This window comes from Streptomyces decoyicus, from assembly GCF_019880305.1.
Classification (GTDB): domain Bacteria; phylum Actinomycetota; class Actinomycetes; order Streptomycetales; family Streptomycetaceae; genus Streptomyces; species Streptomyces decoyicus.
In genome coordinates this window covers 5,759,101-5,785,617 of record NZ_CP082301.1, presented here as the reverse complement: position 1 = coordinate 5,785,617, position 26,517 = coordinate 5,759,101, and the positions used below count along the sequence as shown (strand labels likewise).

Genomic DNA, 26,517 nt, shown 5'->3' with positions numbered 1-26,517 from the left:
TTCCTACGACTTTCCGGCTTGGCTCTCCACACGATAGGAGCGGAGCCGCCCCGTCACTTACCGTGTGCCGGTGAATACGCAAGCCGGGGAGCCCCGCAGGCCCCCTTTCGACGCCGAAGCCGCCCGACGGCTCCGCGAGGCCCTCGGCATGACCCCTGCCCATGTCGCCTATGGAATAGGGGCCGCGTTCGGAATACCGATATCGCCCGCGACGGTGGCGTCCTGGGAAGGCGGCCGGAGCACCCCCTCGGAGGCCGAACTGACCGCGCTGGCCGGCGCCCTGTGGTGCGCGCCGGGCGAACTCCTCGGCGCACCGGACACGCTGCGCGAATACCGGATGACACGGGGCCTCGCCCCGGCGGACCTCGCGCTGCGGATCGGCATGGACCAAGCGGCGTACGAGTGTCTGGAGGCGGGCGGGAGGTGGAGCGGCAACGACCGGCAGGCCGCGGCGCTCGCCGAGGTACTGGACCTGCCGCTGCCGGCGCTGATCCGCTTCACCGGCCAGGACGGGAAGCTGACCGAGCTGCTGACCAGCGCCGCCACCACCCGCTGGCAGGCGTATGTCCGGCCGGTCGGCAAGGTCGTACCGCTGCCCAAGAACCGGCTCCAGGACGTTCTCCAGGAGTTGCACGCCGAGTACCAGGCGACCATGACCGCTACGCTCAACTGGGGCGGCGGAGGCAGCGCCGACGAATCCGGCAGGGCGGGACGCGCCTTTCTCGACGGCATCCTGGCGGAATTCTGGGCGCGGGCCGGCACACAGCACCCCTGAGGTACTCGCGCAACCCTGAGGCCCCCCGTCAGTCAGAGGTCGGACGGCCGTCCGTCCAGAGAATGACGCCGGGCACGCTGATGGCACTTCCGGCCGGTGCGGCTTTCGGTCCTTGCGGCCGAGGCATGGGCTGACCTGTGCATTCGAGAATGAGGACGTCGAATCTTCCGTCCCCCTCCAGGAGTTCCCGTGTCCCACGCGGCTGCCCTTCCGGGTTTCCCCGGTTCCCCCGCCCCCACCCGTGCCGCCGTCGCCGCCCGCGCCACGGACCTGAGCAAGGTCTACGGCCAGGGGGAGACGCGTGTGGTCGCGCTGGACTCCGTCTCGGTCGAGTTCGGCAAGGCCCGGTTCACCGCGATCATGGGCCCGTCCGGCTCCGGCAAGTCGACGCTGATGCACTGCATGGCCGGCCTGGACGCGATCTCCTCCGGCTCGGCCCGGATCGGCGACGTGGAGCTGGCGTCGCTGAACGACAAGCAGCTGACGCGGCTGCGCCGGGACAAGATCGGCTTCATCTTCCAGGCGTTCAACCTGCTGCCCACGCTGACGGCGCAGGAGAACATCACGCTGCCGATGGACATCGCGGGCCGCAAGCCCGACCGGGAGTGGCTCCACGCCGTCATCGAGACCGTCGGCCTGTCCGGGCGGCTCGCGCACCGGCCGGCCCAGCTCTCCGGCGGCCAGCAGCAGCGGGTCGCGGTGGCACGGGCGCTGGCCGCCCAGCCGGAGATCATCTTCGCGGACGAGCCGACCGGCAACCTCGACTCCCGCTCGGGTGCCGAAGTGCTGGGCTTCCTGCGGGAGTCGGTGCGGGCGATGGAGCAGACGGTCGTGATGGTCACCCATGACCCGGTCGCCGCGGGCTACGCGGACCGGGTGGTCTTCCTCGCGGACGGCCGGATCGTCGAGGAGCTCCACGACCCGACCCCGGACGCCGTCCTGGACCGGATGCGGCTGTTCGACGCCAAGGGCCGTACGCGCTGACCCCGGCACACCGCGCCCCGCCGTTCTCCGCCCCCCGGGGCGCTGCCCTTCATCCCGAGCCACCGGACCCAGGACTGACACCACCACCATGCTGCGTACTGCCCTGCGCAATGTCCTTGCGCACAAAGCCCGATTGATGATGACCGCGCTCGCGGTACTGCTCGGCGTCGCCTTCGTCGCCGGCACCCTCATCTTCAGTGACACCATCGGCGAGGCCATCAAGAAGGCCTCCACGAAGAACCTCAAGGACGTGGCCGTCTCCGTCCAGGCCGTCTCCGACGACAACGCCCCGCCGACCGGCAAGGACGGCAAGCGCACCACCCTCCTCGACGACAAGCTCGTGAACACCGTCCGCGCGCTGCCCGGCGTGCAGTCCGTACGGCGCAATGTCGCCGGCACGGCGACCCTCGCCGGCCCGGACGGCATCCCGATCGGTAACGGCTGGCAGAACATCGCCACCAACTTCCAGCCGGACAAGGACGGCTACGACGAGCGCTATCCGCTGATGGCGGGCCGCGGACCGGCCGCCGCGAACGAGATCGCGCTGGACGAGGCCACCGCGAAGGCGGCCGGACACAAGGTCGGCGACTCGGTGCGGTTCGCCACCGACGGCCCGGTGCTGACGAAGAAGCTGGTCGGCATCGTCACGACCGAGGACCCGCAGGTCACCGCCGGCGGCAGCCTCGCGCTCTTCGACACCGCCACCGCACAGAAGCTGTATCTGCACCCCGGCCAGTTCGACGAGCTGGTGGTGGGCGCCGCGCCCGGCACCGATCAGCAGGCGCTGACCGGCAAGGTCCGCGAGGTGCTGCCCAAGGACCGCGCCGAGGCGACCAGCGGCACCGAACTCGCCGCCGAGCAGTCCCGGATGATCACCGAACAGAACAAGTCCCTGAGCCAGACGCTGCTGGTCTTCGCCGGGATCGCGCTGTTCGTCGGCATCTTCATCATCGCCAACACCTTCACCATGCTGATCTCCCAGCGCAGCCGGGAGATCGCCCTGCTCCGCGCGGTCGGCGCCTCCCGCCGGCAGGTGGTGCGCTCGGTACTCGCCGAGGCGGGTCTGCTGGGCCTGGTCTCGTCCGTCATCGGGCTCGGGCTGGGCGCCGCGATCGCGGTGGGCCTGCGGGCGGTGCTCGACGCCAACGGCGCGGGCTTCCCCGACGGGCCGGTCATCATCAGCCCGACTGCGGTGCTCTCCTCGCTCGGCGTGGGTGTCGTCGTGACCGTACTGGCCGCCTGGCTGCCGTCCCGCAAGGCAGCGAAGATCGCCCCGGTGGAGGCGCTCAACACCGTCGAGGCGCCGCCCGCGCTGCGCAGTCTGGTGATCCGCAACTCCCTCGGCGCGGTCGTCACCGGCCTCGGCATCGCGGTCATGCTCTACGTCACCACCCTCAAGTCCTCCGACGACCTGCCGGTCGCGATGGCCGGCTCGCTCCTGACGCTGACCGGCGTCATCATCCTGGCGCCGCTGCTGTCCCGGCCCCTGGTCTCGCTGGCGGGCGTGGTCACCACCCGGCTCTTCGGCATCGGCGGCAAGCTGGCCAAGGAGAACGCGCTGCGCAACCCGCGCCGTACGGCGGCCACCGCTTCGGCCCTGATGATCGGCCTCACCCTGATCACCGGCATGACGGTCGTCGGGAACTCGGCACAGCAGGCCATGGACAAGATGACGGCCAACGGCCTGAAGGCCGACTACAAGATCGCGACCTCGACGTACGTCGGTCTGGACACCAAGCTGTCGCAGAAGGTGGCGGACATCCCGGGCGTCGAGGCAATGGCCCCGCTGCGCAACTCCGGTGTCGAGACCGGTGATTCCTCCCTGAACCTGGTCGGCACCGACCTCGCGGCGATCGGCAAGGTCGCCCAACTGGACTTCACGAGCGGCTCGTTGACGGCGTCCGGCGGCGACGGCATCGCGGTCTCCCGGACCGCGGCCAAGGAGCACGGCTGGCAGACCGGCGACACCTTCGATGCGACCTTCTTCGACAAGAAGAAGGCAAAGCTGAAGATCGCCGGGATCTACGCGGACAACCCCGTGGTCGGCGAGGCGATCGGTGCCACGTCGCTGGTGGACCCGCACATGACCGAGCTGAAGAACGACGAGCTGCTGGTCAAGGCCGCTGACGGCCCGGCGGAAGAGCTGGAGAGGCAGATCCGGCACGCCCTCGGCGACAGCCCGCTGCTGAAGGTCCAGGACCACGCCGACCTGCGCAAGGAGAACGCCGGGCAGATCGAGACCGTGCTCTACATCGTCTACGGACTGCTGGGCATGGCCGTGATCATCGCGGTGGTGGGCGTCGTCAACACCCTCGCCATGTCGGTCTTCGAGCGGACCCGCGAGATCGGGATGCTGCGGGCGATCGGACTGGCCCGCAGCGGCATCAAGCAGATGGTCCGGCTGGAGTCGGTGGTCATCTCGCTGTTCGGCGCGGTCCTGGGCATCGGCGTGGGCGTCTTCCTCTCCTGGGCCGGCGGCAACCTGGTCAGCCAGGGGCTCCCGACCTACGAACTGCTGCTGCCCTGGGGCCGGCTCGGGCTGTTCCTGCTGATCGCGCTGGTCGTCGGGGTGCTGGCCGCGCTCTGGCCGGCCCGCCGGGCGGCCCGGCTGAACGTGCTGGAAGCCATCGGCGCACAGTGACCGGCTGACCGTCACCCCCCACAACGGCGGCGCGCCTGTCCTCGGCCGAGGACAGGCGCGCCGCCGTTGGTGGTTCCGGGGGGCCGGGGCTCAGAAGACCGACTCGGCCTCGTCCATCCGCCAGCCGGGCACCGTCTTGAGCTCGGTGACCGCCTCGTGCAGCGGCACCATCGTGATGTCGGTACCGCGCAGCGCGGTCATCCTGCCGAAGTCGCCGCGGTGCGCGGCCTCGACGGCGTGCCAGCCGAAGCGGGTGGCGAGCACCCGGTCGTACGCGGTGGGGGTGCCGCCGCGCTGGACGTGGCCGAGGATGACCGGGCGGGCCTCCTTGCCGAGGCGCTTCTCCAGCTCGACGGCGAGGTGGTTGCCGATGCCGGTGAACCGCTCGTGGCCGAACTGGTCGATTGCGCCCTTCTTGTAGTCCATGGTCTCCTCGGCCGGGTGGGCACCCTCGGCGACACAGACGACCGCGAACTTCTTGCCCCGGGCGAACCGCTCCTCGACCATCTTGACCAGGTCGTTCACATCGAAGGGACGCTCGGGCAGACAGATGCCGTGGGCGCCGCCGGCCATCCCGGACTCCAGCGCGATCCAGCCCGCGTGCCGTCCCATCACCTCGACGACCATGACCCGCTGGTGCGACTCGGCGGTGGTCTTGAGGCGGTCGATCGCCTCCGTCGCGACACCGACGGCGGTGTCGAAGCCGAAGGTGCGGTCGGTCGAGGAGATGTCGTTGTCGATGGTCTTGGGGACACCGACGACCGGCATTCCGGCGTCCGCCAGCATCCGGGCGGCGGTGAGCGTGCCCTCGCCGCCGATCGGGATCAGGACGTCGATGCCGTAGTCCTTGGAGAGGTCCTTGGACTTCTCGCAGGCCTCCCGGAGCCGGTTGCGCTCCAGCCGGGACGAGCCGAGGATGGTGCCGCCGCGGGCGAGGATGCCGCTGACCGCGTCGAGATCGAGCTTGCGGAAGCGTCCTTCGAGGAGGCCCTTGAAACCGTCCTCGAAGCCGATGACCTCGTCGTCGTGTCCGGTGAGGGCGCGGTGGACAACAGACCGGATCACAGCATTCAGGCCAGGACAGTCGCCGCCTGCGGTGAGGACTCCGATACGCATCGTGCTGTGTCTCCTGTGCTCGCTGTTGGTTCGTGTGAGCCGGTCCGATTGTTTCACGGACGACCGGCCCTCCCCGCATACACAGACCCCACCCCTACTGTCCTCGCACGGACTCCGCAAGGGAAACTGGGAGAGCGACTTAGCTAGATCCGCAGGTATTGTCAAGAGGGGCACGCCCACAATAACGGCTAATTTTGACCTTGTGGCCATCGATTGGATCGGAGAGCACGCGTGACGCGCAGCGTGTACGTGACCGGTATCGACCGCGGCGACGGCCGCCAGGTCGTCGAGCTGGGGGTCATGGAGCTGCTGACCCGCCATGTCGACCGAGTGGGGGTCTTCCGCCCGCTGACCCACAGTGACGGGCCCGACCGGCTGTTCGACCTGCTGCGGTCCCGCTACCGGCTCACCCAGTCCCCCGACAGCGTCTACGGCCTCAGCTACGAGGAGGCCGCCGCCCTCCAGGCCGAACGCGGCACCGACGAGCTGGTCTCCCGGCTCGTCGAGCGCTTTCATGCCGTGGCCAGGGAGTACGAATACGTCCTGGTCCTCGGCTCGGACTTCGCGGGCACCAACCTCCCGGCCGAGCTGAACCTCAACGCGCGGCTCGCCAATGAATTCGGCGCCGCCGTGCTGGCCGTCGTCGGCGGCCAGGGCCAGGAGGCCGAGTCCGTACGCGCCGAGGCCCGCAACGCCTACGGCGCCTACCACTCGATGGGCTGCGACGTCGTGGCCATGATCGTCAACCGGATCGCCCCCGAGCACCGCGAGGCCGTCGTCGACCGGCTCGCCGCCCGGCTCCCGGTGCCCTGCTACGCGCTCCCCGAGGACGGCTCGCTCTCCGCGCCGACCGTCGGCCAGATCGTGCACACCCTGGGTGCCGAGGTGCTGCTCGGCGACGACTCGGGTCTCGCCAGGGACGCCCGGGACTTCGTGTTCGGCGGCGCCATGCTGCCGACCTTCCTCAAGGCGCTCACCCCCGGCGCCCTCGTGGTGACCCCCGGGGACCGGGCGGACCTGGTCATCGGCTCGCTCGCCGCGCACAGCGCCGGGGCCCCGCCGATCGCCGGTGTGCTGCTCACCCTCGACGAGCGGCCGGGACCCGACATCATGGCGCTGGCCGCCCGCCTCGCGCCCGGCACCCCGGTGGTCTCCGTACCCGGCGGCTCCTTCCCGACCGCGGGCGAGCTGTTCGCGATCGAGGGCAAGCTGAACGCCGCCTCGCCGCGCAAGGCGGAGACCGCGCTCGGCCTGTTCGAGCGGCATGTGGACACCGTGGAGCTGACGAACCGCATCTCCGTCGCCCGCTCCGGCCGGGTCACGCCGATGATGTTCGAACACGAGCTGATCGAGCGCTCCCGCTCCGGCCGCCGGCGGGTCGTCCTCCCGGAGGGCGGCGAGGAGCGGGTGCTGCGGGCCGCCGACGTGCTGCTGCGCCGCGACGTCTGCGATCTGACGCTGCTGGGCGAGGAGGAGGCGATCCGCAAGCGCGCCGCCGACCTGGCCATCGACCTGGCGGGCGCCCAGATCATCGACCCGCAGACCTCCGAGCTGCGCGAGCGGTTCGCCGAGCGCTACGCCGCGCTGCGCGCCCACAAGGGCGTCAGTGTCGAGCTGGCCTTCGACGTGGTCGCGGATGTCTCCTACTTCGGCACCCTGATGGTCCAGGAGGGCCTGGCCGACGGCATGGTCTCCGGCGCGGTGCACTCCACCGCCGCCACCATCCGGCCCGCCTTCGAGATCATCAAGACCAAGCCGGGCGCCCAGATCGTGTCCTCGGTGTTCTTCATGTGCCTGGCCGACCGCGTCCTGGTCTACGGGGACTGCGCGGTCAACCCGGACCCGAACGCCGAACAGCTGGCGGACATCGCCATCCAGTCGGCCACCACCGCCGCCCAGTTCGGCGTCGAGCCGCGGATCGCGATGCTCTCGTACTCCACCGGTACCTCCGGCTCCGGCGCGGACGTCGACAAGGTCCGCAAGGCCACCGAGATCGTCCGCGCGCTGCGCCCCGACCTGCTGGTCGAGGGCCCGATCCAGTACGACGCGGCGGTGGACGCGGCGGTCGCGCAGACCAAGCTCCCCGAGTCCGACGTGGCCGGCAAGGCGACCGTGCTGATCTTCCCGGACCTCAACACCGGCAACAACACCTACAAGGCCGTGCAGCGCTCGGCCGGTGCGGTCGCCGTCGGCCCGGTCCTCCAGGGTCTGCGCAAGCCGGTCAACGACCTCTCGCGCGGCGCCCTGGTCCAGGACATCGTCAACACCGTGGCCATCACCGCCATCCAGGCCCAGGGCGCCCAGCCCGGCGCCGGCCACACCGCCTGACCGGCCGCTCCCCCCACACCCGTCCCCGCACCCCATCGGAAAGCGCTACATGACTGCCACCGCCACCCGCGTCCTCGTCCTCAATTCCGGCTCCTCGTCGGTGAAGTACCAGCTGATCGACATGAACGACGGCACCCGGCTCGCCGTCGGCCTGGTCGAGCGGATCGGCGAGCAGACCTCGCGCCTGGCCCACACCCCGCTGGCCGCCGGAGGCGACAAGCGGGAGACCGAGGGCGCGATCGCCGACCACGACGCCGCGCTGAAGGCCGTCGCCGCGGAGCTGGCCGCCGACGGGCTCGGCCTCGACTCGCCTCAGCTGGCCGCGATCGGGCACCGGGTGGTGCACGGCGGGCTGAAGTTCACCGAGCCGACCGTGATCGACGACGCGGTGCTCAAGGAGATCGAGCGGCTGGTGCCGGTCGCGCCCCTGCACAACCCGGCCAACCTCACCGGCATCCGCACCGCCCAGGCGATGCGCCCCGACCTGCCGCAGGTCGCGGTCTTCGACACCGCCTTCCACGCCACGATGCCGGAGTACGCGGCCCGCTACGCCATCGACGTGGAGACCGCCGACGCCCACCGCATCCGGCGCTACGGCTTCCACGGCACCTCGCACGCCTATGTCTCCCGCAAGACCGCGGCGCTGCTGGGCAAGGACCCCTCCGAGGTCAATGTCATCGTGCTCCACCTGGGCAACGGCGCCTCCGCCTCGGCGGTGGCCGGCGGCCGCTGTGTGGACACCTCGATGGGGCTGACCCCGCTGGAGGGCCTGGTCATGGGCACCCGCTCCGGTGACATCGACCCGGCGGTCACCTTCCACCTCAAGCGGGTGGCGGGGATGTCGACGGACGAGATCGACGTCCTGCTCAACAAGAAGAGCGGTCTGATCGGGCTCTGCGGCGACAACGACATGCGGGAGATCCGGCGCCGGATCGACGAGGGGGACGAGCGCGCCGAGCTCGCCTTCGACATCTACATCCACCGGCTGAAGAAGTACATCGGTGCCTACAGCGCGGTGCTCGGCCGGGTCGACGCCGTGGCGTTCACCGCGGGCGTCGGGGAGAACGCCGCCCCGGTGCGGGAGGCCGCCGTCGCGGGCCTGGAGGAGATGGGCATGGCCGTGGACGCCTCGCTCAACGCCATACGGTCCGACGAGCCCCGGCTGATCTCGCCGGAGTACGCCCGGGTCGCGGTCGCCGTCGTGCCGACGGACGAGGAGCTGGAGATCGCCCAGCAGACATACGCCCTGGTCAACGCCTAGGACTCGGTGTTTCCGCCTACCGAAATATTCCGCTCCGAAACAAACCGATAGGATTCCGCCCATGCGCCGTTCCAAAATCGTCTGCACCCTGGGCCCCGCCGTCGACTCCTACGACCAGCTGAAGACGCTGATCGAGGCCGGCATGAACGTGGCCCGATTCAATATGAGCCACGGGACCCAGCCGGAGCACGAGGAGCGGTATCACCGCCTCCGAAAGGCCTCCGAGGAGACCGGCCGCGCCGTAGGCGTGCTGGCCGACCTCCAGGGCCCCAAGATCCGCCTGGAAACCTTCGCCAACGGCCCCGTGGAGCTGGTGCGTGGCGACGAGTTCGTCATCACCACCGAGGACGTCCCCGGTGACAAGACCATCTGCGGGACGACCTACAAGGGCCTGCCCGGGGACGTGTCCAAGGGCGACCCGATCCTGATCAACGACGGCAACGTCGCGCTCCAGGTCGTCGAGATCGACGGCCCGCGGGTGCACACCATCGTCATCGAGGGCGGGGTCATCTCCGACCACAAGGGCATCAACCTGCCGGGCGCCGCGGTGAACGTCCCCGCGCTGTCCGAGAAGGACATCGAGGACCTCAAGTTCGCCCTGAAGCTGGGCTGCGACATGGTCGCGCTGTCCTTCGTGCGGGACGCCAAGGACGTCCAGGACGTGCACCGCGTCATGGACCAGGTCGGCCGCCGGGTCCCGGTCATCGCCAAGGTCGAGAAGCCGCAGGCGGTCGCCAACATGCAGGAGGTCGTGATGGCCTTCGACGCCGTCATGGTCGCCCGTGGTGACCTGGCGGTGGAGTACCCGCTGGAGAAGGTCCCGATGGTGCAGAAGCGCCTGGTGGAGCTGTGCCGCAGGAACGCCAAGCCGGTGATCGTCGCGACCCAGATGATGGAGTCGATGATCACCAACTCCCGGCCGACCCGCGCCGAGGCGTCCGATGTCGCGAACGCCATCCTCGACGGCGCCGACGCGGTCATGCTCTCCGCCGAGTCGTCCGTCGGCGCCTACCCGATCGAGACCGTCAAGACGATGTCGAAGATCGTCGAGGCCGCCGAGGAGGAGCTGCTCTCCAAGGGCCTCCAGCCGCTGGTGCCCGGCAAGAAGCCGCGCACGCAGGGCGGCTCGGTGGCCCGCGCGGCGTGCGAGATGGCGGACTTCCTGGACGGCAAGGCGCTGATCGCCTTCACCAAGTCCGGTGACACCGCCCGCCGCCTCTCCCGCTACCGCGCGGCCCAGCCCATCCTGGCCTTCACCACCGAGGCGTCCACCCGCAACCAGCTCACGCTGAGCTGGGGCGTCGATGCCTTCGTCGTGCCGCACGTCGACAACACCGACGCGATGGTCGACCTGGTCGACGCCGAGCTGCTCAAGCTCAAGCGCTACAGCAAGGGCGACACCATGCTCATCACCGCCGGTTCGCCCCCCGGCGTCCCCGGCACCACCAACATGGTGCGCGTGCACCACCTCGGCGGCGAGCAGGCCTGACGCCCCGGGCACACGAAACGGCGGTGGGCCGCCCCCGGCAAGGGGGCGGCCCACCGCCGTTTTCTGCGGCTCCCGGACGGGTTCGTGGTCCTCGGCCCGCGGCCGTGGTCCTCAGTCCGTGATCGACTGGTGCAGACCCGGGATGTGGAGATTGCCGCCGAACTGGCCCGCCTGGTCGATCTTCACCTTGGTGAAGTACGCGAACGGGACGTTGATCGGCGGCGGGTGCTCGGGGTCGAAGACGATCGGGATCAGGCCGAAGAGGTTGCCCTGAAGCCGCTCGGTGTACATCGTCACCTTGCCGCCGCGGATCGTGGACGTCGACCCCGGTGCGCCCTGGACGTGGTAACGCTTCTTGGATGCCGGGTCGTCGACGATCTGGTGCAGATCGCCGATGTCGACGCTGTCCGCCGTGAACTTCAGGGCCTGCTTGGTGTGGCCGTTCTGCGTCTGGACATTGACGACGCCCTCGTAGTTCAGGCCGCGCAGGGTGAGCGCGCTGGACTCCAGGTGCCAGGGGTCGTCGGGCAGGGTGGCGGGGGTCTGCTCGCCCTTGCCCTTCTGCTTGTTCTCGACGACGCAGGGGAACGCCTTCTTGCCGTCGGCGTCCTTGCCGTCGACGCCGCCGCCGGGCAGGGCGTTGTCCGCCGCACCCACCGCGCCGTGGACGGTGTCGTTGACCGTCTTCGACCCGTTCTTGGCGGCGTCACCCGCCTTGCCGGCGCCGTCCTTGAGGCCGTCGACCGTGTCCTGGACCGGCTTGGTGACCTTGTCGGTGACGGAGCCGGAGTCCTTGGACGCGGACGGCGAGGGGCTCGGCGAAGCCGGTTCGGACGCCGAGGGGCTCGGCGAATCCGCCGGCTCCTCGGACTTGTCGCCGCCGAGGAGGCCGCCGAGCGCGTCACCGATGCCGCCCAGCAGACCGCCGTCGTCCTTCTTCTCCTCGGAGGCCGACGGCGACGGGGTCGTGGAGCCCGAAGGCTCATCGGTCTTCGCGGAGTCGGACGGCGAGGGCTCGGGCGCCTTGTCGGCGTCCTTGCCGGCCGAGGGCGAGGCGGAAGGCCCGTCGGACGGCTCGGCGCCGTCCTTGCCCTGCGCGTCGTCCTTCTGGTCCTTCGCACCGTCCTTGGACTTGGCGTCCTTGTCGTCCACCTTGTCCGGAGCGGTGACGCACGGGCCGTCCTTGAAGGGGCTCTTGGGCGCCGGCTTGGCTATCGCCATCTGGGGCGTCAGCCCCATGCCCATGAGCACGGCGGACGGCATGGCGGCGATGGCTATCGCCTTGCCCGCGGGCACGTGGAGCCGAGTCAGCAGCGGCTTCCTCGGTGCCGCGTGCCTCGGCCCGGTTCTCGCCCCGGCAGCTGCGCTCTCGTGCAGCTCGTCACCCGGCACGGTGCCTCCCGTTCGTTCCGTTGGTCGGGCTCGTTCCTGACAGGTCGTCCAGTCCATTGCCCAACCCGGGACCGGCAGCCGGCGCGGGGTGCGTGGCGACCACCGGTCCGGCGACCGTGGTGCGGCCCGCCTCGTCGGCGTCGTCCCCGCTCCGGCCGGCCTTGCCCGGCGCCCAGGAGACTCCCAGCGCACCGCCGATCAGCCCCAGGAGGAAGCCGATCAGGAAGGCGCCGAAGTTCGAGACGACCAGGGAGACCAGAGAGAGCAGAATCGCCGCCACACCCGCGAAGACGCGCGAGGCGGGCTGGAACCACATGGTCAGACCGAGCACGACCAGCAGTACGCCGATAATCAGCGAGCCGGCGCCGGCGGTGGTCGCCATGCGGACGGTCAGGGAACCGATCGTGAGATTCGCGTAAGGGATGTACATGATCGGGATGCCGGCCAGCAGAGTCAGCATGCCGCCCCAGAACGGGCGGTATCCGCGCCACTCCCGGAACGAAAGCCGCTTGCGGCCGATGGTCTCGATCAGCCGTGGTCGCGTGTCGGCGCTCATGTCGTACAGCTCCTCGGGACTGGCAAATCGGTGGTTCTGTGCTGGGTGTCCTACTGGGCGCTACCCGGCGTACGGGCACGGGGAACGGCGATGGCCGCACAGCTCGCCCCGCGCCCGCACGCTCAGTGCGTCAGTAGCACTCGCTCTTGCCCTTGGCGACGCTCATCTTCAGGCCGCTGAGCTTGAACGTTCCGGCCGTAGTGGCCCATGCCTGCTGCCTGACGTGGGTCAGCGTGGCCGAGTCGGCCTGCTGGGCGAACGAGCCCGGATCGGCCTTGTCGCCCTTGTGCATGCCCGGACCCTTGGTCGTCGAGCCCGCAGCAACACCGATGTCGATGTTGTTGAAGGTCGCGTCCGCGTCCAGCTGGTCGAGGTCGATGTAGAGGTTCTTCGCCTCGACAGGCGTGTCACCGCCACCGGCCGACAGCTTCATCGACACATCGCCGAAGACCGGGACCGGCACAACTACGGACTGGCACAGGTTCTTGATCTTGGCGTTCGAGAACCCCGAGACCGCCACCGGGACCTGCTTGCCGCCCTTCTGGGCGTCAATGGCTCCGTACTGAACGAAGCCGGTGCCGTCCAGGCGGTCCGTAGTGACCTTGAACTGCTGGCCGGACACGCTGAACGACGCTGCGAGCGCACCCTGCGAGAGGGCAACTCCGATCGCGGCCGTAGCCGCGACGCTCGGCACCATGACGACGGCGAACCGCTTCCATCTGGTCCCGCCACGAGCCAGGGACTCCATGACTTTCCTCCTTCTCGGACGTACATCTCCGGTACGGGCCGCCTCAGTTGGGGCAGCTGCACCTGGGATGGGAGAAGTGCTACGTCCTCGGGAAGGAGAGCGCCTGTCTCGGAGGCACATCGTGTTCCGAATACCGGCGATCACCCCCGAGCGACAACCACTGGCCACGCTCTCGCGCAACCTCACTGGACAGGCCCTGCCGGGTGGGGCAGAGACCCCCCTGTCCACGACCGGTGACACTGCCGCCGGCCACTCGGTGGGGACCCAAATACCCCGCGGTGCCGACCGGATGCCGGACTGCGGGAATGGACCGAGCGTGGCCGATCGTGGTCCATTCGCGGCCGCCGCACAAGGGGCTCGTTACTTGCGGGTAACGGCCCGATAACCACGCCACGACCCACCGAAATCAACCGGATACACACGGTCGCAACTAACGGTGAGGGGACATTGGGCAATTGTGGACACAGTGCCGCAAGGAGGTCGCCCAGGCTTACTTGAAGTAACAGCGGCCACGATTACCAAGTTTTGGTAAAACGTGGCCGCTGTGTCGTTTGTTCGGTCAACTCGCGGAGGGCGTACTGGTCAGAAGCGGGCGACTGCGAAGACAGCGGGTCAGAACAGCACCCGGGCAAGGGCGGTACGTGCCGCCGTCACCCGCGGATCCTCCGCACCGATGACCTCGAACAGCTCCAGCAGCCGCCGCCGCGCGGACTCCCGGTCGTCGCCCGCCGACCGCTTCACCGCGTCGACCAGCCGGCCGAACGCGTCCTCGACGTGCCCGCCGACCAGGTCGAGGTCCGCGGCCCGGATCTGCGCCTGCACATCGGCCGGGTTCTCCGCGGCCTCCTTGCGCACCGCCTGCGGATCCAGGTCCTGCACGCGGTGCAGGAGTTCGGCCTGCGCCAGACCGAGCTTGGCCTCCGGGTTGGCCGGATCGTCGTTCAGCACGTTCTTGTAGGCCTGGACGGCGCCGCCCAGGTCGCCGGAGTCCAGCGCCTGGTTCGCGGCCTCCAGCAGGGCGTCGTAGGGACCGGCCGGCTCCGGGGCCTCGTCCTCCTGGACCGGCTCGCCCGCGGCCTGCGGGTCGACGGGCGCTCCCACGATGCCGAACTGCTGCTCGGCGGCCTGCACCAGCTGGTCGAGCACCTGGCGGATCTGCGACTCGGGGGCCGCGCCCTGGAACAGCGGGATCGGCTGGCCCGCGACGACCGCGAAGACCGCCGGGATGCCCTGCACCCCGAACTGCTGGAACAGCATCTGGTTGGCATCGACGTCGATCTTGGCCAGCACGAACTTGCCGGCGTACTCCCCCGCGAGGCGCTCCAGCAGCGGACCCAGCTGCTTGCACGGCTCGCACCACTCGGCCCAGAAGTCGATGACGACCGGGACCTCGGTCGAGCGCTGCAGGACGTCCTGCTGGAACCCCGCCTCATCGACGTCGAACACCAGGCGGGCACCGCTCGCGGGTGCCTGGCCCGTACGGGCGGCCTCGGCACGTGCCTGCTCCGCCTTCTGCTTCGCTTCCCCCGCCGCCTTCACCGCTGCGAGGTCGACGACTCCACTCATGGACATATTGCGTGGCTGCATGGGTCCATCCTCCCCCCTGGGCGGGCCGTTCCGGAAAGCGATCCGGAAAGCGCTGCGGTCTGCGATGCGATCGGTGCTGCGGGCTGCGGTGCAAAGTGCCGGTCCGGTGCCGCCACCGGGCCTTTCGCCGGGCACCGCATCCCGTCCGCACGCCCCGCCGGAATGCCGGCGTACGTCCGGGACCGCTGCCCGATTCCGGCCCCGAGGAGGGCCGGAGTGCGGTCCCGAGGAGGACCGTCGTGCGCGGCCATGGGTCCCCACCCACGGCCAGTGGCTGTCGCTCTTACGCTACGACCCGTAGCGTAACTCGCCGTCGCCCCCGGGCAACAACCGGTTCCGGCCCCGTGGGGAGTGATCTGCCTCACGGGCGGCATCGCTCGTACTCGCCGGTATGGTCGCCCGCATGCACCACTCCGCCAGCCCCCGGAAAGGCCGCACGGGACGACCGCGCAGCGCCGAGACCGATCTTGCGATCCTCCACGCGACCCGTGCGGCGCTGGTCGATCTCGGCTGGGGACGGCTCACCATGAGCGATGTGGCGGCCCGGGCCGGGGTCGCCAAGACCACGCTCTACCGCCGCTGGGCCAACAAGAACGAGCTCGTCGTGGACGCCGTGGCGGTCCTCTTCGACGAGCTCGAACTCCCCGACCTGGGCTGTCTGAAATCCGACATCGAGGGAGTGGTGCTTCAGTTCGGCGCGCTGCTCGCGCGGCCGGAGACCAAGACGGCGCTGATGGCCGTGGTGGCCGAGTCCACCACCGACGAGGCGCTGCGCCAACGGATCCGCTCGGCGATCGTCGACCGCCAGAAGCGGCTGGTCCTGCTCGGCCGCTCGCGCGCCCAGGCCCGCGGCGAGCTCCCCCCTGACACCCCCGGTGAGGAGGGCGAACAGGTGGCCGCCCGCAACATGGACCTGATCTTCGATGTGATCGCCGGCGCGATCGTGCACCGCACCCTGGTCAGCGGTGAACCCGTGGACGCCGCGTGGGGGCGCGACTTCACGGCGCTCTTCCTCACCGGGCTGTCCGGTCTGGGCGACCAGCGCTGAGGCCGGGGGCCGGGGGTCCGGCCGCGGCACGGCACCGAGGTGCCGCGCCACACTCCGGTCAGACCTGGTAGCGGTCCGCCGCGAACAGCCGCAGGTTCTCGGCCACCCACTCCGACGTCCGCTTCAGCCCCTGCTCCAGGGAGACCTCCGGCCGCCAGGAAGCCCACTCCCGGGCCCGGGAGTTGTCCGACAGCAGCCGCTCGACCTCGCTGCCGGCGGGCCGCAGCCGTTCGGCGTCCACCACCACCTCGGCCTCCCGGCCGGAGGCCGCTATCAGCGCCTCGGCGAGCGCCCCGATGGAGATCTCCCGCCCGCTGCCGAGGTTGACGACCTCGCCCAGCGCCCGGTCGCAGTCGGCCAGCGCCAGGAACCCGGCCGCGGTGTCGGTGACATAGGTGAAGTCGCGGGTCGGGGTGAGCGAGCCGAGCTTGATCTGCCGGGCGCCCGAGTGGAGTTGGGCGAGGATCGTGGGGATCACAGCGCGCGCGGACTGCCGGGGCCCGTAGGTGTTGAACGGCCGCACCACGGTCACCGGCAGCCCGAAGGCGTGCCGGTGCGACAGCGCCATCATGTCCGCGCCGATCTTCGAGGCGGAGTAGGGCGACTGCGGCTGGAGCGGGTGGTCCTCACCGATCGGCGCGGTCAGCGCGGTCCCGTAGACCTCACTCGTGGACGTGTGCACCAGCCGCCGCACCGCATGCCGCCGGCAGGCCTCCGCGACGTTCTCCGTCCCGACGACGTTCGTCTGCACATAGGCACCCGGTGAGTCGTAGCTGTACGGAATCCCGATCAGCGCGGCCAGATGGAAGACGGTGTCGCAGCCCGCGACCGCGTCCATCACCCGGCCCGCGTCCCGCACATCGCCCGCGACCATCTCGACCGGGCTGCCCGGCACCAGATAGCGCGCCAGATTTCCCTTTTCGGCGTACGGCTTGTAGTGGACGAACGCGCGCACCTCGGCGCCGGCCTCCACCAGCATGTCGACCAGGGCCGAGCCGATGAACCCCTCGGCTCCGGTGACCAGGACCTTACGGCCCGTCCACTGCTGGGGATTGCTGCTCATGCTGACTCCTTCATCGTGAGGTGGTGGGGGGCAAGGGGGTGACCGGCCAGCGCCAGCGTCTTGGCGGCCAGCAGGTCGGCGGCCCGCGCATGGGTGCCGGGGTCGGCGGCCGCGCCCATCGCGGCGAGCCGGGCAGGGTCGTCGAGAAGCGGGGTGACCAGCTCGTCCAGCCGATCCGCCGAGGTCTGCGGATCGGGCAGCAGCAGCGCCGCCCCGGCGTCGGACAGCACCCGCGCGTTGTGGGTCTGGTGGTCGCCCGGCGCATGCGGATACGGCACGAGAACGGCCGGCATCCCGATCGTGGCCAGCTCCGCGACGGTCGCCGAACCGGCCCGGCACACCACGAGATCGGCGGCGGCATACGCCAGATCCATCCGGTCCACGTACGGCACGGCCTCGGCGACCGCGTCCCCGCCGTTCGCCGCCAGGAGGGCCCGGGTCTCCTCCAGGGCCGCGGGCCCGGTCTTGATCAGCAGCCGGAGGTCCTTACGCCCCCGGTAGCGGCCGGCCAGGCCCACCGCCGCCTCGGTCAGCCGGGCCGCCCCGAGGCTCCCGCCGTTGACGAGTAGCAGCCGCGCTCCGTCCGGCACGCCCAGGGCCCAGCGGGCGTCGGGCCGCAGCCGCTCGCGGTCCAGCTCGGCCAGCGGCCCGACCAGCGGCATGCCCACCGTCTCGGCCCGCTCGCCGCCGGCCAGATGCTCCCGGCTGCGGTCGAAGGCGAGGGCGATGTGCGGGGTGAGCCGGGCCGCGAACTGGTTGGCCCGGCCGGGCACCGCGTTGGACTCATGGATCAGGCTCGGCAGCCCGGCCAGCCGGGCCCCGAGGATCACCGGGGCGCTCGGATAGCCGCCCATACCGACCGCGACCTGGGCTTTCTGTTCCTTGAGGATCGCCCGGCACTGGGCACCCGAGCGAAGCAGGGCGGCCGGCAGCAGATAACGTCGGGCGCCGAGCGAGGGGTCGAAGGGGATCATGTCGACGGTGTGCAGGCGGTATCCGGCCTTCGGGATCAGCCGCGTCTCCAGGCCGCGTTCGGTCCCGACGAAGGAGATCACCGCATCGGGCACGGCCCGGCGGAGCGCGTCGGCGAGGGCGAGTCCCGGATAGATGTGGCCGCCGGTGCCGCCTGCACCGATCACGACGGAGAGTGGTGTGCGCATGGCCGCCACGCTCGCGATACGCCCTAAGAAGCTTCTAAGAGAGGTGTTTGGCAGCCTATGTCCATGCCGCCCACGCCCGGGAACACCCCAGCCCCCAAGATCCTCGTCGTCGACGACGAACCGGAGGTGCGCGCCGCCCTGGAGGACGGCCTCGCCGTGGAGGGCTATGCGGTACGCGGCGCCGCCGACGGCCTGGCCGCCCTCTCGGAGGTCGCCGACTGGCAGCCGGACGCCCTCGTCCTGGACGTGATGATGCCGGTCCTGGACGGTCTGGCCGTCTGCCGCCGGCTGCGCGCGCTGGACGACCGCACCCCGATCCTCGTCCTGACCGCGCTGGACTCGGTCAGCGAACGGGTCGACGGGCTCGACGCCGGCGCCGATGACTACCTCGTCAAACCGTTCGCCCTGGACGAGCTGGTGGCCCGCGTCCGGGCCCTGCTGCGCCGGGCCTCGACCGGCGCCGTCGACGACAGCCGGCTCTCCTTCGGTGATCTGGTGGTCGACCCCTTGACCCGCACCGGCCACCGGGCGGGCCGGCCCCTGGAGTTCAGCCGCACCGAATGGGCGCTGCTGGAACTGCTGCTCCAGCACCCCGGACAGGTGCTGCCGCGCGAAGTCATCCTGGAGCGCGTCTGGGGCCGCGACTTCGGCCCCGACTCCAACTCCCTGGCCGTGTACATCGGTTATCTGCGCCGCAAACTGGAGGCGGGCGGCGAGCCCCGCCTCGTCCACACCGTGCACGGCGTGGGCTACCGCCTGGACCACGCGGACGGCGCATGACCGGCACCCGCGGCCTCGGGGCCCGCTGGCGACGCCGCCGCCCGCTCCGCACCCGGCTGGCGCTGGCCGCCTCCTCCGCAGTGGCACTGGTGGCGGTCGGCGTCTGCGCGGCCGCGTTCACCATCATCGACTACCAGATGACCCGGCAGCTGAAGCTGACCCTGACCCAGACGGCTGCCCAGGCCATCCGGGACCGGCACGACTGGGGCCCGACGCCGAGTGACACCCTGTGCCAGTACCCGGCCTCGGCCTGTATCCAGATCGTGCCGTCCGACGCCGCCAAGGACCCGCACAAGCGGTATGTGCTGCCCGTCTCCAACGCCACCCGGCAGGTCGCCGACGGCCGGCGCGCGGCGTTCTACAGCAAGCTGACGGTGGCCGGCCATCCGGTCCGGATGCTCACCACGCGCCTGGCGGACAAGGACGAGGCGGTGCAGGTCGCCCAGCGCTCCGACACCGTCGACCGGGGCGTACAGCAGGCCGCCTGGGCGCTGTCCGCGGTCGGCGCCGCCGGCGTCCTGCTGGCCGCCGCCCTCGGCTACTGGGTGTCCCGTACGGGCCTCGCCCCCGTCGCCCGGCTCACCGCCACCGCGGAACGCATCGCCGCCACCCGCGACGCCGGCCACCGCATCGAACTCCCCGCCGGCCCACCCGCCCGGGAGGACGAGGTCACCCGCCTCGCCACCAGCTTCAACACCATGCTCGGCGAACTGGAACAGTCCGTCACCGCGCAGCGCCGCCTGGTCGCCGACGCCTCCCACGAACTGCGCACCCCGCTGACGGCGCTGCGCACCAACGCCGAACTCCTGGCCCGCGCCGACCGCCTGACCGACGCCCAGCGCGACCGCGCCTCGGCCGCGCTGGGCCGTCAGCTGCGCGCGGTCACCACCCTCGTCAACGACCTGATCGAACTGGCCCGCGACGAGGAGCCGCAGCCCCTGGTGGAGCAGGTACGCCCGGCCGCCCTCCTGGAGCACGCGGTGGGCACGGCCCGCGAACACTGGCCGGAGATCACCTTCACCACCGCCATCGCCCCGTCCGCGGCCGGCCTCACGATCCCCGGAGTGCCGCCCCGCCTGTCCCGGCTGCTGTCCAACCTCCTCGACAACGCCGCGAAGTTCTCCCCGCCAGGGGGCCCGGTCGAGGCCGAACTCACCTTCACCTCGGACGAGTTGTACCTGTCGATCCGCGACCACGGCCCCGGCATCGCGGCGGACGACCTCCCCCACGTCTTCGACCGCTTCTACCGCGCCAAGACGGCCCGCGCCCTGCCCGGCTCCGGCCTGGGCCTGGCCATGGCCCGCCAGATCGCCCGCGCCCACGGCGCCGAACTCACCGCCGAACGGGCACCGGGGGGCGGGGCGATGTTCCGGTTGCGGGTGCCGGTCGCGGCGCCGTGACGCCGTGGTGCGGGGACGTCGTCACCTCATGGCGCCGTCCGGTCGTGGCGCCGTCCGGTCGTGGCGCGGTCCGGTCGTGGCGCGGTCACGGCGCAGCACGGTCACGGCGCAGCACGGGTCAACGCATCCGGCCGCCGGCCGGACCGCCCGCCTCCGCCTCGTCCGCGTTCTCCTCCACCGTCGCACGGACCGCCTGCCGGTCCTGCGGCGTCATCGACCGCCATCCTTCCCGCATGCCGGCAATGCCGTCGGTGAGCGCGCGGTACCCGGACGGATCGTCGAGGACGTCCTTGACTTCGAGACGGCCGCCGAGCACCTTGCGGGCCAGGTCCTGAAGGGCGGGCGGGGTGGCCGGGTTGCTCCGTACGGCACGGAGGGACCTGGTGAGGTGCTCGTTCTGCTCCTCCGACAAGTCCTTGTCCTCGACGGGGTACTCCCGCTCGCCGGGGCTGGTGACGTCGTTCCTGCTGTTCATGGGGGTTCCTCTCAGCCGTCGCCGGCCGGTGTCAGCCGAAGGCGTTGCGGACGCGACGGGCCTCGTCCCGACCGTCGTCCGAGCCGGGTGCCTCGTTGTCGGGGATGCCGTCCGAGAGCCGGGGCCGCGCCCCGCTCGCCGGCGCGGCCGCGGCGCCGTCGGAGCCGCCGGAGGACGCGGGGCCGCCGCTTCCCCCGTCGGACGCACCGCCGGAACCGCCGTCGGACGCCGAGGTCGTACCGGTTCCGGAGGAGGCGCCCGAACCGTCGCCGGACGAGCCGCCGTCACCCGTCCCGTCTCCGGACGTGCCACCGTCACCCGCCCCGTCGCCCTCGGGCGCCGCTTCCTTGTCCTTGTGGCGGATGTCGTAGACGCTCTTGATGCCCCCGGCGGTCTCCTGCTCCCCCTCCCAGATCTGCTTGCCGCCCTCGGCGAAGTCGCCCTGCGCGACCTTGCCGACGCCCTGGGCCATATGGAGGCCGCCCGTGCCGACCTTGCCGACATCCTTGGCCTTCTCGGCGAGGGGGTCGAGCAGGGCCTTGCCCGCGTCCTTCGGTTCGAACCCGTCCTGCGCCCCGAAGTAGTTCTGGATCCCCTGTGAGACGAGGTTCTGTCCGACGCCCTTGGCCATGTCCTTGCCGAGGTCCTTGGCCAGGTCCACGGCAATCTCCCGGGCGCCCTTCACCACCTTCTTCTCCAGGGCCTCCTTGACGGCCTGGACGATCTTCGTCTTCGCCTCGTTGAGGATCTTGCGAATCATCACCCTGGTCGTCGCCGTGGCCGCGGCCGCCCCGGCCTCGGAGGCACCGAGGGTGACCGGCGCGGCGGCCTGAGCCATGGCGAACTCGATTGCCAGCGCGATGAGCTGCACGATCACCGCAATCTTCATCACCATGACGAGCGCGGCCACGACCTGTAGCACCACCGCGAGCACCTCGGCGGCGTCGGCCACATCATCGAGATAGCCGTCGCCGCCCGCGAACTTCTTCCAGTGGTTGCCGAAGGCCTCGACCGCCTCACCGGAGTTGGCGCCGTGCACCGTGTTCGAGGCGGTGACGCCCTGCTGTTGGTACTGGCGGACGGCTGCGGCGAAGTCGCTCCAGGCCTCGGCCGCATCCCGGATCTTGTCCTCGTCGACATTGGGCCATTGGAAGCCCAGCAGATCGAGAACCCAGTCGACCTCCACAGGAAGCATGATGGTGGCCACGGTGTGTTACTCCCCGGTGCAGCATTTGTTCATTGACGGGCGGGACATATGCGGGACGGGCGCGCCGGCCTGATTCGGCGTCAATTCGCGATATTCGGGCGGTGCGCCGCGTACTTGGCGAGGTGATCGTGCTGCTCCCGCTCGGTGGAGTCGTAATGCGCACCCATCGCCTGGAGTTTGCTGCCGATCTTGGAGATCTCTTCACCGAGGTGCGGCATCGATTCGGCGATCCCCTCGCTCACCGGCTTGTAGAAGTCATTGAAGATCTTCACGAATTCATCGCTGCCCCACTCCTCGGCTTCTTTGAGGGTGGCCTTCAGCTTCTTGGCGGACTCGCCGAAATCGGAGCCGATATCCTCGAAGACACCGCCCTGCGTCTTGAGGACGGCCGGATCCACGTCGTACCCGGAGCCTGCCATGGGTCCCCCTCGATCTGCGCGGCTTAAGGATCGGATAAGTCTCGCGACGTACGGTATCCAACCCCCGAGGCGACCCTGGGGCGGAACCGTGAAGATCCCTTTCACGTACGCTGCACCGCCGCTTTCGCGGCAGGTTGCCGGACAGCAAGCCCAAGGCCCCCGTCACCGACCGGGAAGCCGGGTGTTCCGCCTGCCCCGCTCCCCTCGCGCCCGCTATACAGCGATTTCCGGGCCGATATGGCCGCCTGTCTTTCATCACCCATGTCCTGGCACTCAAGTGCGATTTCACCGGTAGCAGGCCGGACGAGGCGGACACCGTGGGCACGCACGGAACATTCACGTCCGAGAAGTTCCACAAGGTCAGTCCGGGGTGACGCGCCATCGGCCCGGCCTCGATTCCGCACGGCAAGGAATCGAATAAAGCGCATGGCGTACGGTATTCGGCATCCGCGCCCACCAGGGCGGGAGGACCCTGAGGATCCGTTTCGCATCCGGTGCAACGCCTCTTGCACGCCGGACTGCCGGGCAGCAGACTCCATGGCTCCATGAACGACCAGGAAAGGCAACAGTTCGTCATGCCCCCGCTCCCCCATGCCTCCGGCAAGAAGTCATTCGGAGGGCTGTGCGCCCACCTGGCGCTCCTTGTCATTGTGCTGCTGGCCAGTTCCCTCTTCGCCATGAAAGGGCTGACCGCAGCAGGCCGGACGGGTATACACGGAACGTTCACGGTCACGGACTGCTTCGTCCATCACAGTTCCAGCTCACGGCACTCCAAATCGCCGTCCAACGAGTTCGACTGCGAAGGAAGCTTCCGTTCGGACGACGGGAAGGTCAGGGACGACAAGGCTTCCCTGGACGGCATCGATACCGACTACGACGCGCGTGCCCGGGTACCGACCCAGGCCCAGCGCGACAACTCCGTGATCGGGTTCCTGAATTCGGACTACACCATCGCCAGTCGCGGGGAAGTCACGAAGAACTTCATGGCCGCCTTCGCCTTCCTTCTCCTGCTCCCCGTCCTGCTCTTCGACTGGCTCACCGGCTTCGGTGAAACCGGCGGCACGTTCCGCCACATGAAGGAGAAGTGGCGCGCGACCGCGGGTACGCGAACCCGCAAGATCGTGCTCACCGCCGCGGCGGTGGCCCTGGGCGGCGTGGTCGTCGTCAGCCCGGTCCTCGGGCTCGTCCTGCCCGTATCCGGCTGAGCCGGCCGGCGGCGCAGTCGCCGCCGGCCCCGCAACCGGGGCAGCCCCGGCTCGCCTCGCCTCAGAACCCCGCCGGCTCCGTATAAACCCCCCACTCGTCCCGCAGCACTCCGCAGATCTCGCCGAGCGTCGCCTCGGCCCGTACGGCCTCCAGCATCGGCTCGATCATGTTGCCGCCGTCCCGGGCGGCTTCCAGCATCGCCTTCAGCGAGGCCTGGACCCGGGCGTCGTCACGGGCCTCCTTGCGCTGCGCGAGCGCCCGCACCTGCTCGCGCTCGACCTCGTGGCTGACCCGCAGGATCTCCAGGTCGCCGGTGACCGAGCCGTGGTGGCAGTTGACGCCGACGACCTTCTTGTCGCCCTTCTCCAGCGCCTGCTGGTACTGGAAGGCGGATTCGGCGATCTCGCCGGTGAACCAGCCGTCCTCGATGCCGCGCAGGATGCCGGAGGTCATCGGGCCGATGGGGTGCTCGCCGTTCGGGACCGCCCGCCTGCCGCGCTCCTTGATCTGGTCGAAGATCTTCTCGGCGTCCGCCTCGATCCGGTCGGTCAGCGACTCGATGAACCACGAACCGCCCAGCGGGTCGGCGACGTTGGCGACCCCGGTCTCCTCCATCAGCACCTGCTGGGTGCGCAGCGCGATCTCCGCGGCCTGCTCACTGGGCAGGGCGAGGGTCTCGTCCAGCGCGTTGGTGTGCAGCGAGTTCGTGCCGCCGAGCACGGCCGCCAGGGCCTCGACGGCGGTCCGTACGACGTTGTTGTACGGCTGCTGGGCGGTCAGCGAGACACCCGCGGTCTGGGTGTGGAAGCGCAGCCACTGCGCCTTGTCGCTCGTCGCGCCGTAGACGTCCCGCATCCAGCGGGCCCAGATCCGGCGCGCGGCCCGGAATTTGGCGATCTCCTCGAAGAAGTCCAGATGCGCGTCGAAGAAGAAGGACAGGCCGGGGGCGAAGGTGTCGACGTCCAGCCCACGGGAGAGGCCCAGCTCCACATAGCCGAAGCCGTCGGCGAGCGTGTACGCCAGCTCCTGGGCGGCCGTCGCGCCCGCCTCGCGGATGTGGTAGCCGGAGACCGAGAGCGGCTTGTACGCGGGGATGCCGCGCGCGCAGTGCTCCATCAGGTCGCCGATCAGACGCAGATGCGGCTCGGGCTGGAAGAGCCACTCCTTCTGCGCGATGTACTCCTTGAAGATGTCCGTCTGGAGCGTGCCGTTCAGGACCCCCGGATCGATGCCCTGCCGTTCGGCGGCCACCAGATACATGCAGAAGACCGGGACGGCGGGCCCGCTGATCGTCATGGACGTCGTGACGTCGCCCAGCGGAATGTCCTGGAACAGGACCTCCATGTCGGCCGCCGAGTCGATGGCGACACCGCAGTGCCCGACCTCGCCCAGCGAGCGCGGGTCGTCGGAGTCCCGGCCCATCAGGGTGGGCATGTCGAAGGCGACGGAGAGGCCGCCGCCGCCCGCCTTCAGGATCATCTTGTAGCGCTCGTTGGTCTGCTCGGCATTGCCGAAACCGGCGAACTGGCGGATCGTCCACGTCCGCCCGCGGTAGCCGGTCGGATACAGGCCCCGCGTGAAGGGGAACTCACCCGGCCACCCGATCCGCTCGAAGCCCTCGACCGAGTCCCCGGGCCGGGGCCCGTACGCCGGCTCGACGGGATCTCCCGAGAGCGTGGTGAAGTCCGCGTCCCGCTTCCGGGCGGAGTCGTACCGAGCCTGCCAGCGGCGGCGGCCCTCATCGATCGCGTCAGCGTTCATACCTTCGAATTTACTTGGACGTCCTAGTACTTGTCGACGGGAGAGGGGTGTGAGTCGCGATACGCATCACCTCGGTCACCATCCGTAATGGCTGCCGGCCGGCGAAAACGCGCCCGTCCCGTGCAGGGACAGGCGCGTCGGAGGAGGCCGGCAGGGGTGCCGTCGGACCGCGCCGAGGGGGCGGTCCGGTTGGCGTCAGGCCTTCACCGGCTCCGGAGCGTCATCGGTGATCAGCGGCTCGACCTCGCGCACCACCTGGCGCTCCACGAAGAACGCAGCGGTGGGGATCGTGCCCGAGACCAGCACCCAGAGCAGCTTGCCGAACTTCCACTTGGCCTTGGAGCCCAGGTCGAAGGCGAAGACCAGGTAGATGATGTAGAGCACGCCGTGGATCTGCGAGACGACGAGGGTGAGGTCCTTGCCCATCCCGAAGCCGTACTTGAAAACCATGCACGTGCAGAGCACCAGCAGCATCACGGCGGTGATGTAGGCCATCGCCCGGTAGCGGGTCAGGACGCTTCGCTTCATGCCCCGAGCGTAACCACCCGTTCCGGGGCGATCTTCGCCGCCCCCCCGCCAACGCCGGGCTCGCTACTCGTCCTGGAAATCCTCCGCCGCCACCCGCAGCGGCCGCAGCATCGCGAAGATCTCCCCGCACTCCTCGGCGTCGTACGCCCCGAGCCCGAAGTCCATCGCCATCAGATCGCGGGTCGCACTGTCACACACCTCGCGGCCCTTCTCCGTGATGGTGGCGAGCGTGCCCCGCCCGTCGTTCGGGTTCGGCCGCTTGGCGACGAGACCCGACTTCACCAGCCGGTCGACGGTGTTGGTCACCGAGGTCGGGTGCACCATCAGCCGCTCGCCGATCTTCGACATCGGCAGTTCACCGGCCTTGGAGAAGGTCAGCAGCACCAGCGCCTCGTAGCGGGCGAAGGTCAGTCCGTACGGCTTGACCACCGCGTCCACCTCGGCCAGCAGGATCTGATGGGCGCGCATGATCGAGGTGATGGCGGCCATCGAGGGCACGGCGCCCCAGCGCTGCTGCCACAGTTCGTCGGCACGCGCGATGGGATCGAAAGCAAGGCTGAGCGGCTTCGGCACGCGTCCGACCCTACCCGGCG

23 protein-coding genes are annotated in these 26,517 nt (G+C 70.1%); 10 read left to right on the top strand and 13 right to left on the bottom strand.

All coding sequences use genetic code 11. The features are described 5' to 3' along the window. Positions 1–64 precede the first annotated feature (64 nt). From K7C20_RS25640 to K7C20_RS25630, 3 genes are all read left to right on the top strand, one after another. Positions 65–775: a helix-turn-helix domain-containing protein gene (locus tag K7C20_RS25640; RefSeq protein WP_053210119.1), complete on the top strand. Its 711-nt coding sequence runs from the start codon at positions 65–67 to the stop codon at positions 773–775. A 189-nt stretch (positions 776–964) separates the two neighbouring features. Beyond that, positions 965–1,759 (top strand): ABC transporter ATP-binding protein, encoded by a 795-nt coding sequence (locus tag K7C20_RS25635; protein ID WP_030080195.1) that lies wholly within the window; start codon positions 965–967, stop codon positions 1,757–1,759. Between the two features lie 88 nt (positions 1,760–1,847). Beyond that, the gene (locus tag K7C20_RS25630; protein ID WP_030080193.1) at positions 1,848–4,400 is read left to right on the top strand and encodes an ABC transporter permease; all 2,553 of its coding nucleotides are present in this window, start codon (positions 1,848–1,850) and stop codon (positions 4,398–4,400) included. A 90-nt stretch (positions 4,401–4,490) separates the two neighbouring features. On the opposite strand, the gene K7C20_RS25625 is transcribed toward K7C20_RS25630, so the two are convergent. After that, the gene (locus K7C20_RS25625; RefSeq protein ID WP_030080191.1) at positions 4,491–5,516 is read right to left on the bottom strand and encodes an ATP-dependent 6-phosphofructokinase; all 1,026 of its coding nucleotides are present in this window, start codon (positions 5,514–5,516) and stop codon (positions 4,491–4,493) included. Positions 5,517–5,747: 231 nt separating this feature from the next. On the opposite strand from K7C20_RS25625, the gene pta reads away from it, so the two are divergent. From pta to pyk, 3 genes are all read left to right on the top strand, one after another. Next, positions 5,748–7,844 carry a phosphate acetyltransferase gene (gene pta, locus K7C20_RS25620; RefSeq protein ID WP_053210118.1) on the top strand — a complete coding sequence of 699 codons (2,097 nt, stop codon included), beginning with the start codon at positions 5,748–5,750 and terminating at the stop codon, positions 7,842–7,844. A gap of 49 nt (positions 7,845–7,893) precedes the next feature. Beyond that, positions 7,894–9,105: an acetate kinase gene (locus K7C20_RS25615; RefSeq protein WP_053210117.1), complete on the top strand. Its 1,212-nt coding sequence runs from the start codon at positions 7,894–7,896 to the stop codon at positions 9,103–9,105. Positions 9,106–9,166: 61 nt separating this feature from the next. Then, positions 9,167–10,594 carry a pyruvate kinase gene (gene pyk, locus K7C20_RS25610; RefSeq protein ID WP_030080181.1) on the top strand — a complete coding sequence of 476 codons (1,428 nt, stop codon included), beginning with the start codon at positions 9,167–9,169 and terminating at the stop codon, positions 10,592–10,594. A 111-nt stretch (positions 10,595–10,705) separates the two neighbouring features. On the opposite strand, the gene K7C20_RS25605 is transcribed toward pyk, so the two are convergent. From K7C20_RS25605 to K7C20_RS25590, 4 genes are all read right to left on the bottom strand, one after another. Beyond that, positions 10,706–11,986 (bottom strand): hypothetical protein, encoded by a 1,281-nt coding sequence (locus K7C20_RS25605; protein WP_030080179.1) that lies wholly within the window; start codon positions 11,984–11,986, stop codon positions 10,706–10,708. Then, a complete protein-coding gene (locus K7C20_RS25600; protein ID WP_030080177.1) occupies positions 11,976–12,542 on the bottom strand; it encodes a DUF6114 domain-containing protein in 567 nt (188 codons plus the stop codon). Before K7C20_RS25600 ends, K7C20_RS25605 begins: the two co-directional genes overlap by 11 nt. 130 nt (positions 12,543–12,672) lie before the next feature. Next, positions 12,673–13,290: a DUF6230 family protein gene (locus K7C20_RS25595; RefSeq protein ID WP_030080176.1), complete on the bottom strand. Its 618-nt coding sequence runs from the start codon at positions 13,288–13,290 to the stop codon at positions 12,673–12,675. A 612-nt stretch (positions 13,291–13,902) separates the two neighbouring features. Continuing rightward, positions 13,903–14,877 (bottom strand): tetratricopeptide repeat protein, encoded by a 975-nt coding sequence (locus tag K7C20_RS25590; RefSeq protein ID WP_030080174.1) that lies wholly within the window; start codon positions 14,875–14,877, stop codon positions 13,903–13,905. A 403-nt stretch (positions 14,878–15,280) separates the two neighbouring features. Here K7C20_RS25590 and K7C20_RS25585 point away from each other — a divergent pair, with 403 nt between their 5' ends. Further along, the gene (locus K7C20_RS25585) at positions 15,281–15,925 is read left to right on the top strand and encodes a TetR/AcrR family transcriptional regulator (protein WP_167352538.1); all 645 of its coding nucleotides are present in this window, start codon (positions 15,281–15,283) and stop codon (positions 15,923–15,925) included. Between the two features lie 58 nt (positions 15,926–15,983). Here K7C20_RS25585 and K7C20_RS25580 read toward each other — a convergent pair whose 3' ends face one another. Next, a complete protein-coding gene (locus tag K7C20_RS25580) occupies positions 15,984–16,988 on the bottom strand; it encodes an SDR family NAD(P)-dependent oxidoreductase (protein ID WP_030080172.1) in 1,005 nt (334 codons plus the stop codon). After that, complete coding sequence (locus K7C20_RS25575; RefSeq protein ID WP_053210115.1) at positions 16,985–18,148, bottom strand: UDP-N-acetylglucosamine--N-acetylmuramyl-(pentapeptide) pyrophosphoryl-undecaprenol N-acetylglucosamine transferase; 1,164 nt, start codon at positions 18,146–18,148, stop codon at positions 16,985–16,987. The genes K7C20_RS25580 and K7C20_RS25575 overlap by 4 nt, the downstream gene beginning before the upstream one ends. 57 nt (positions 18,149–18,205) lie before the next feature. On the opposite strand from K7C20_RS25575, the gene K7C20_RS25570 reads away from it, so the two are divergent. Both K7C20_RS25570 and K7C20_RS25565 read left to right on the top strand, forming a co-directional pair. Beyond that, complete coding sequence (locus K7C20_RS25570) at positions 18,206–18,928, top strand: response regulator transcription factor (RefSeq protein ID WP_030080168.1); 723 nt, start codon at positions 18,206–18,208, stop codon at positions 18,926–18,928. Next, positions 18,925–20,328, top strand: coding sequence for a HAMP domain-containing sensor histidine kinase (locus K7C20_RS25565; protein WP_053210114.1), 1,404 nt, complete (start codon positions 18,925–18,927; stop codon positions 20,326–20,328). The genes K7C20_RS25570 and K7C20_RS25565 overlap by 4 nt, the downstream gene beginning before the upstream one ends. A 118-nt stretch (positions 20,329–20,446) precedes the next feature. On the opposite strand, the gene K7C20_RS25560 is transcribed toward K7C20_RS25565, so the two are convergent. The 3 genes from K7C20_RS25560 to K7C20_RS25550 form a co-directional block, all read right to left on the bottom strand. Next, entirely contained in the window at positions 20,447–20,803 is a 357-nt protein-coding gene (locus K7C20_RS25560; RefSeq protein ID WP_030080162.1) for a hypothetical protein, read from the bottom strand. 31 nt (positions 20,804–20,834) lie between these two features. Continuing rightward, positions 20,835–22,010, bottom strand: coding sequence for a WXG100-like domain-containing protein (locus tag K7C20_RS25555; RefSeq protein WP_053210113.1), 1,176 nt, complete (start codon positions 22,008–22,010; stop codon positions 20,835–20,837). An 80-nt stretch (positions 22,011–22,090) separates the two neighbouring features. Next, the gene (locus K7C20_RS25550) at positions 22,091–22,429 is read right to left on the bottom strand and encodes a hypothetical protein (protein WP_030080155.1); all 339 of its coding nucleotides are present in this window, start codon (positions 22,427–22,429) and stop codon (positions 22,091–22,093) included. 545 nt (positions 22,430–22,974) lie between these two features. Here K7C20_RS25550 and K7C20_RS25545 point away from each other — a divergent pair. Then, on the top strand, positions 22,975–23,634 hold the full coding sequence (locus K7C20_RS25545; RefSeq protein ID WP_030080153.1) for a hypothetical protein: 660 nt from the start codon (positions 22,975–22,977) through the stop codon (positions 23,632–23,634). Positions 23,635–23,695: 61 nt separating this feature from the next. Here K7C20_RS25545 and K7C20_RS25540 read toward each other — a convergent pair whose 3' ends face one another. The 3 genes from K7C20_RS25540 to K7C20_RS25530 all read right to left on the bottom strand — a co-directional run bounded on the left by K7C20_RS25540 (position 23,696) and on the right by K7C20_RS25530 (position 26,497). Next, positions 23,696–25,396, bottom strand: a complete 1,701-nt coding sequence (locus tag K7C20_RS25540) for an acyl-CoA mutase large subunit family protein (RefSeq protein WP_030080145.1) — start codon at positions 25,394–25,396, stop codon at positions 23,696–23,698. 195 nt (positions 25,397–25,591) lie between these two features. Further along, complete coding sequence (locus K7C20_RS25535) at positions 25,592–25,924, bottom strand: DUF3817 domain-containing protein (protein WP_030080144.1); 333 nt, start codon at positions 25,922–25,924, stop codon at positions 25,592–25,594. A 63-nt stretch (positions 25,925–25,987) separates the two neighbouring features. Next, the gene (locus K7C20_RS25530) at positions 25,988–26,497 is read right to left on the bottom strand and encodes a MarR family winged helix-turn-helix transcriptional regulator (protein WP_030080143.1); all 510 of its coding nucleotides are present in this window, start codon (positions 26,495–26,497) and stop codon (positions 25,988–25,990) included. Positions 26,498–26,517 lie beyond the last annotated feature (20 nt).

Bases quoted from the DNA above. Each gene is read 5' to 3' on its own strand.
- K7C20_RS25630 (WP_030080193.1), top strand. From the start codon at position 1,848: ATGCTGCGTACTGCCCTGCGCAATGTCCTTGCGCACAAAGCCCGATTG.
- K7C20_RS25625 (WP_030080191.1), bottom strand. From the start codon at position 5,516: ATGCGTATCGGAGTCCTCACCGCAGGCGGCGACTGTCCTGGCCTGAAT.
- K7C20_RS25615 (WP_053210117.1), top strand. From the start codon at position 7,894: ATGACTGCCACCGCCACCCGCGTCCTCGTCCTCAATTCCGGCTCCTCG.
- pyk (WP_030080181.1), top strand. From the start codon at position 9,167: ATGCGCCGTTCCAAAATCGTCTGCACCCTGGGCCCCGCCGTCGACTCC.
- K7C20_RS25600 (WP_030080177.1), bottom strand. From the start codon at position 12,542: ATGAGCGCCGACACGCGACCACGGCTGATCGAGACCATCGGCCGCAAG.
- K7C20_RS25595 (WP_030080176.1), bottom strand. From the start codon at position 13,290: ATGGAGTCCCTGGCTCGTGGCGGGACCAGATGGAAGCGGTTCGCCGTC.
- K7C20_RS25590 (WP_030080174.1), bottom strand. From the start codon at position 14,877: ATGCAGCCACGCAATATGTCCATGAGTGGAGTCGTCGACCTCGCAGCG.
- K7C20_RS25585 (WP_167352538.1), top strand. From the start codon at position 15,281: ATGCACCACTCCGCCAGCCCCCGGAAAGGCCGCACGGGACGACCGCGC.
- K7C20_RS25580 (WP_030080172.1), bottom strand. From the start codon at position 16,988: ATGAGCAGCAATCCCCAGCAGTGGACGGGCCGTAAGGTCCTGGTCACC.
- K7C20_RS25575 (WP_053210115.1), bottom strand. From the start codon at position 18,148: ATGCGCACACCACTCTCCGTCGTGATCGGTGCAGGCGGCACCGGCGGC.
- K7C20_RS25570 (WP_030080168.1), top strand. From the start codon at position 18,206: ATGTCCATGCCGCCCACGCCCGGGAACACCCCAGCCCCCAAGATCCTC.
- K7C20_RS25565 (WP_053210114.1), top strand. From the start codon at position 18,925: ATGACCGGCACCCGCGGCCTCGGGGCCCGCTGGCGACGCCGCCGCCCG.
- K7C20_RS25560 (WP_030080162.1), bottom strand. From the start codon at position 20,803: ATGAACAGCAGGAACGACGTCACCAGCCCCGGCGAGCGGGAGTACCCC.
- K7C20_RS25550 (WP_030080155.1), bottom strand. From the start codon at position 22,429: ATGGCAGGCTCCGGGTACGACGTGGATCCGGCCGTCCTCAAGACGCAG.
- K7C20_RS25545 (WP_030080153.1), top strand. From the start codon at position 22,975: ATGAACGACCAGGAAAGGCAACAGTTCGTCATGCCCCCGCTCCCCCAT.
- K7C20_RS25540 (WP_030080145.1), bottom strand. From the start codon at position 25,396: ATGAACGCTGACGCGATCGATGAGGGCCGCCGCCGCTGGCAGGCTCGG.
- K7C20_RS25535 (WP_030080144.1), bottom strand. From the start codon at position 25,924: ATGAAGCGAAGCGTCCTGACCCGCTACCGGGCGATGGCCTACATCACC.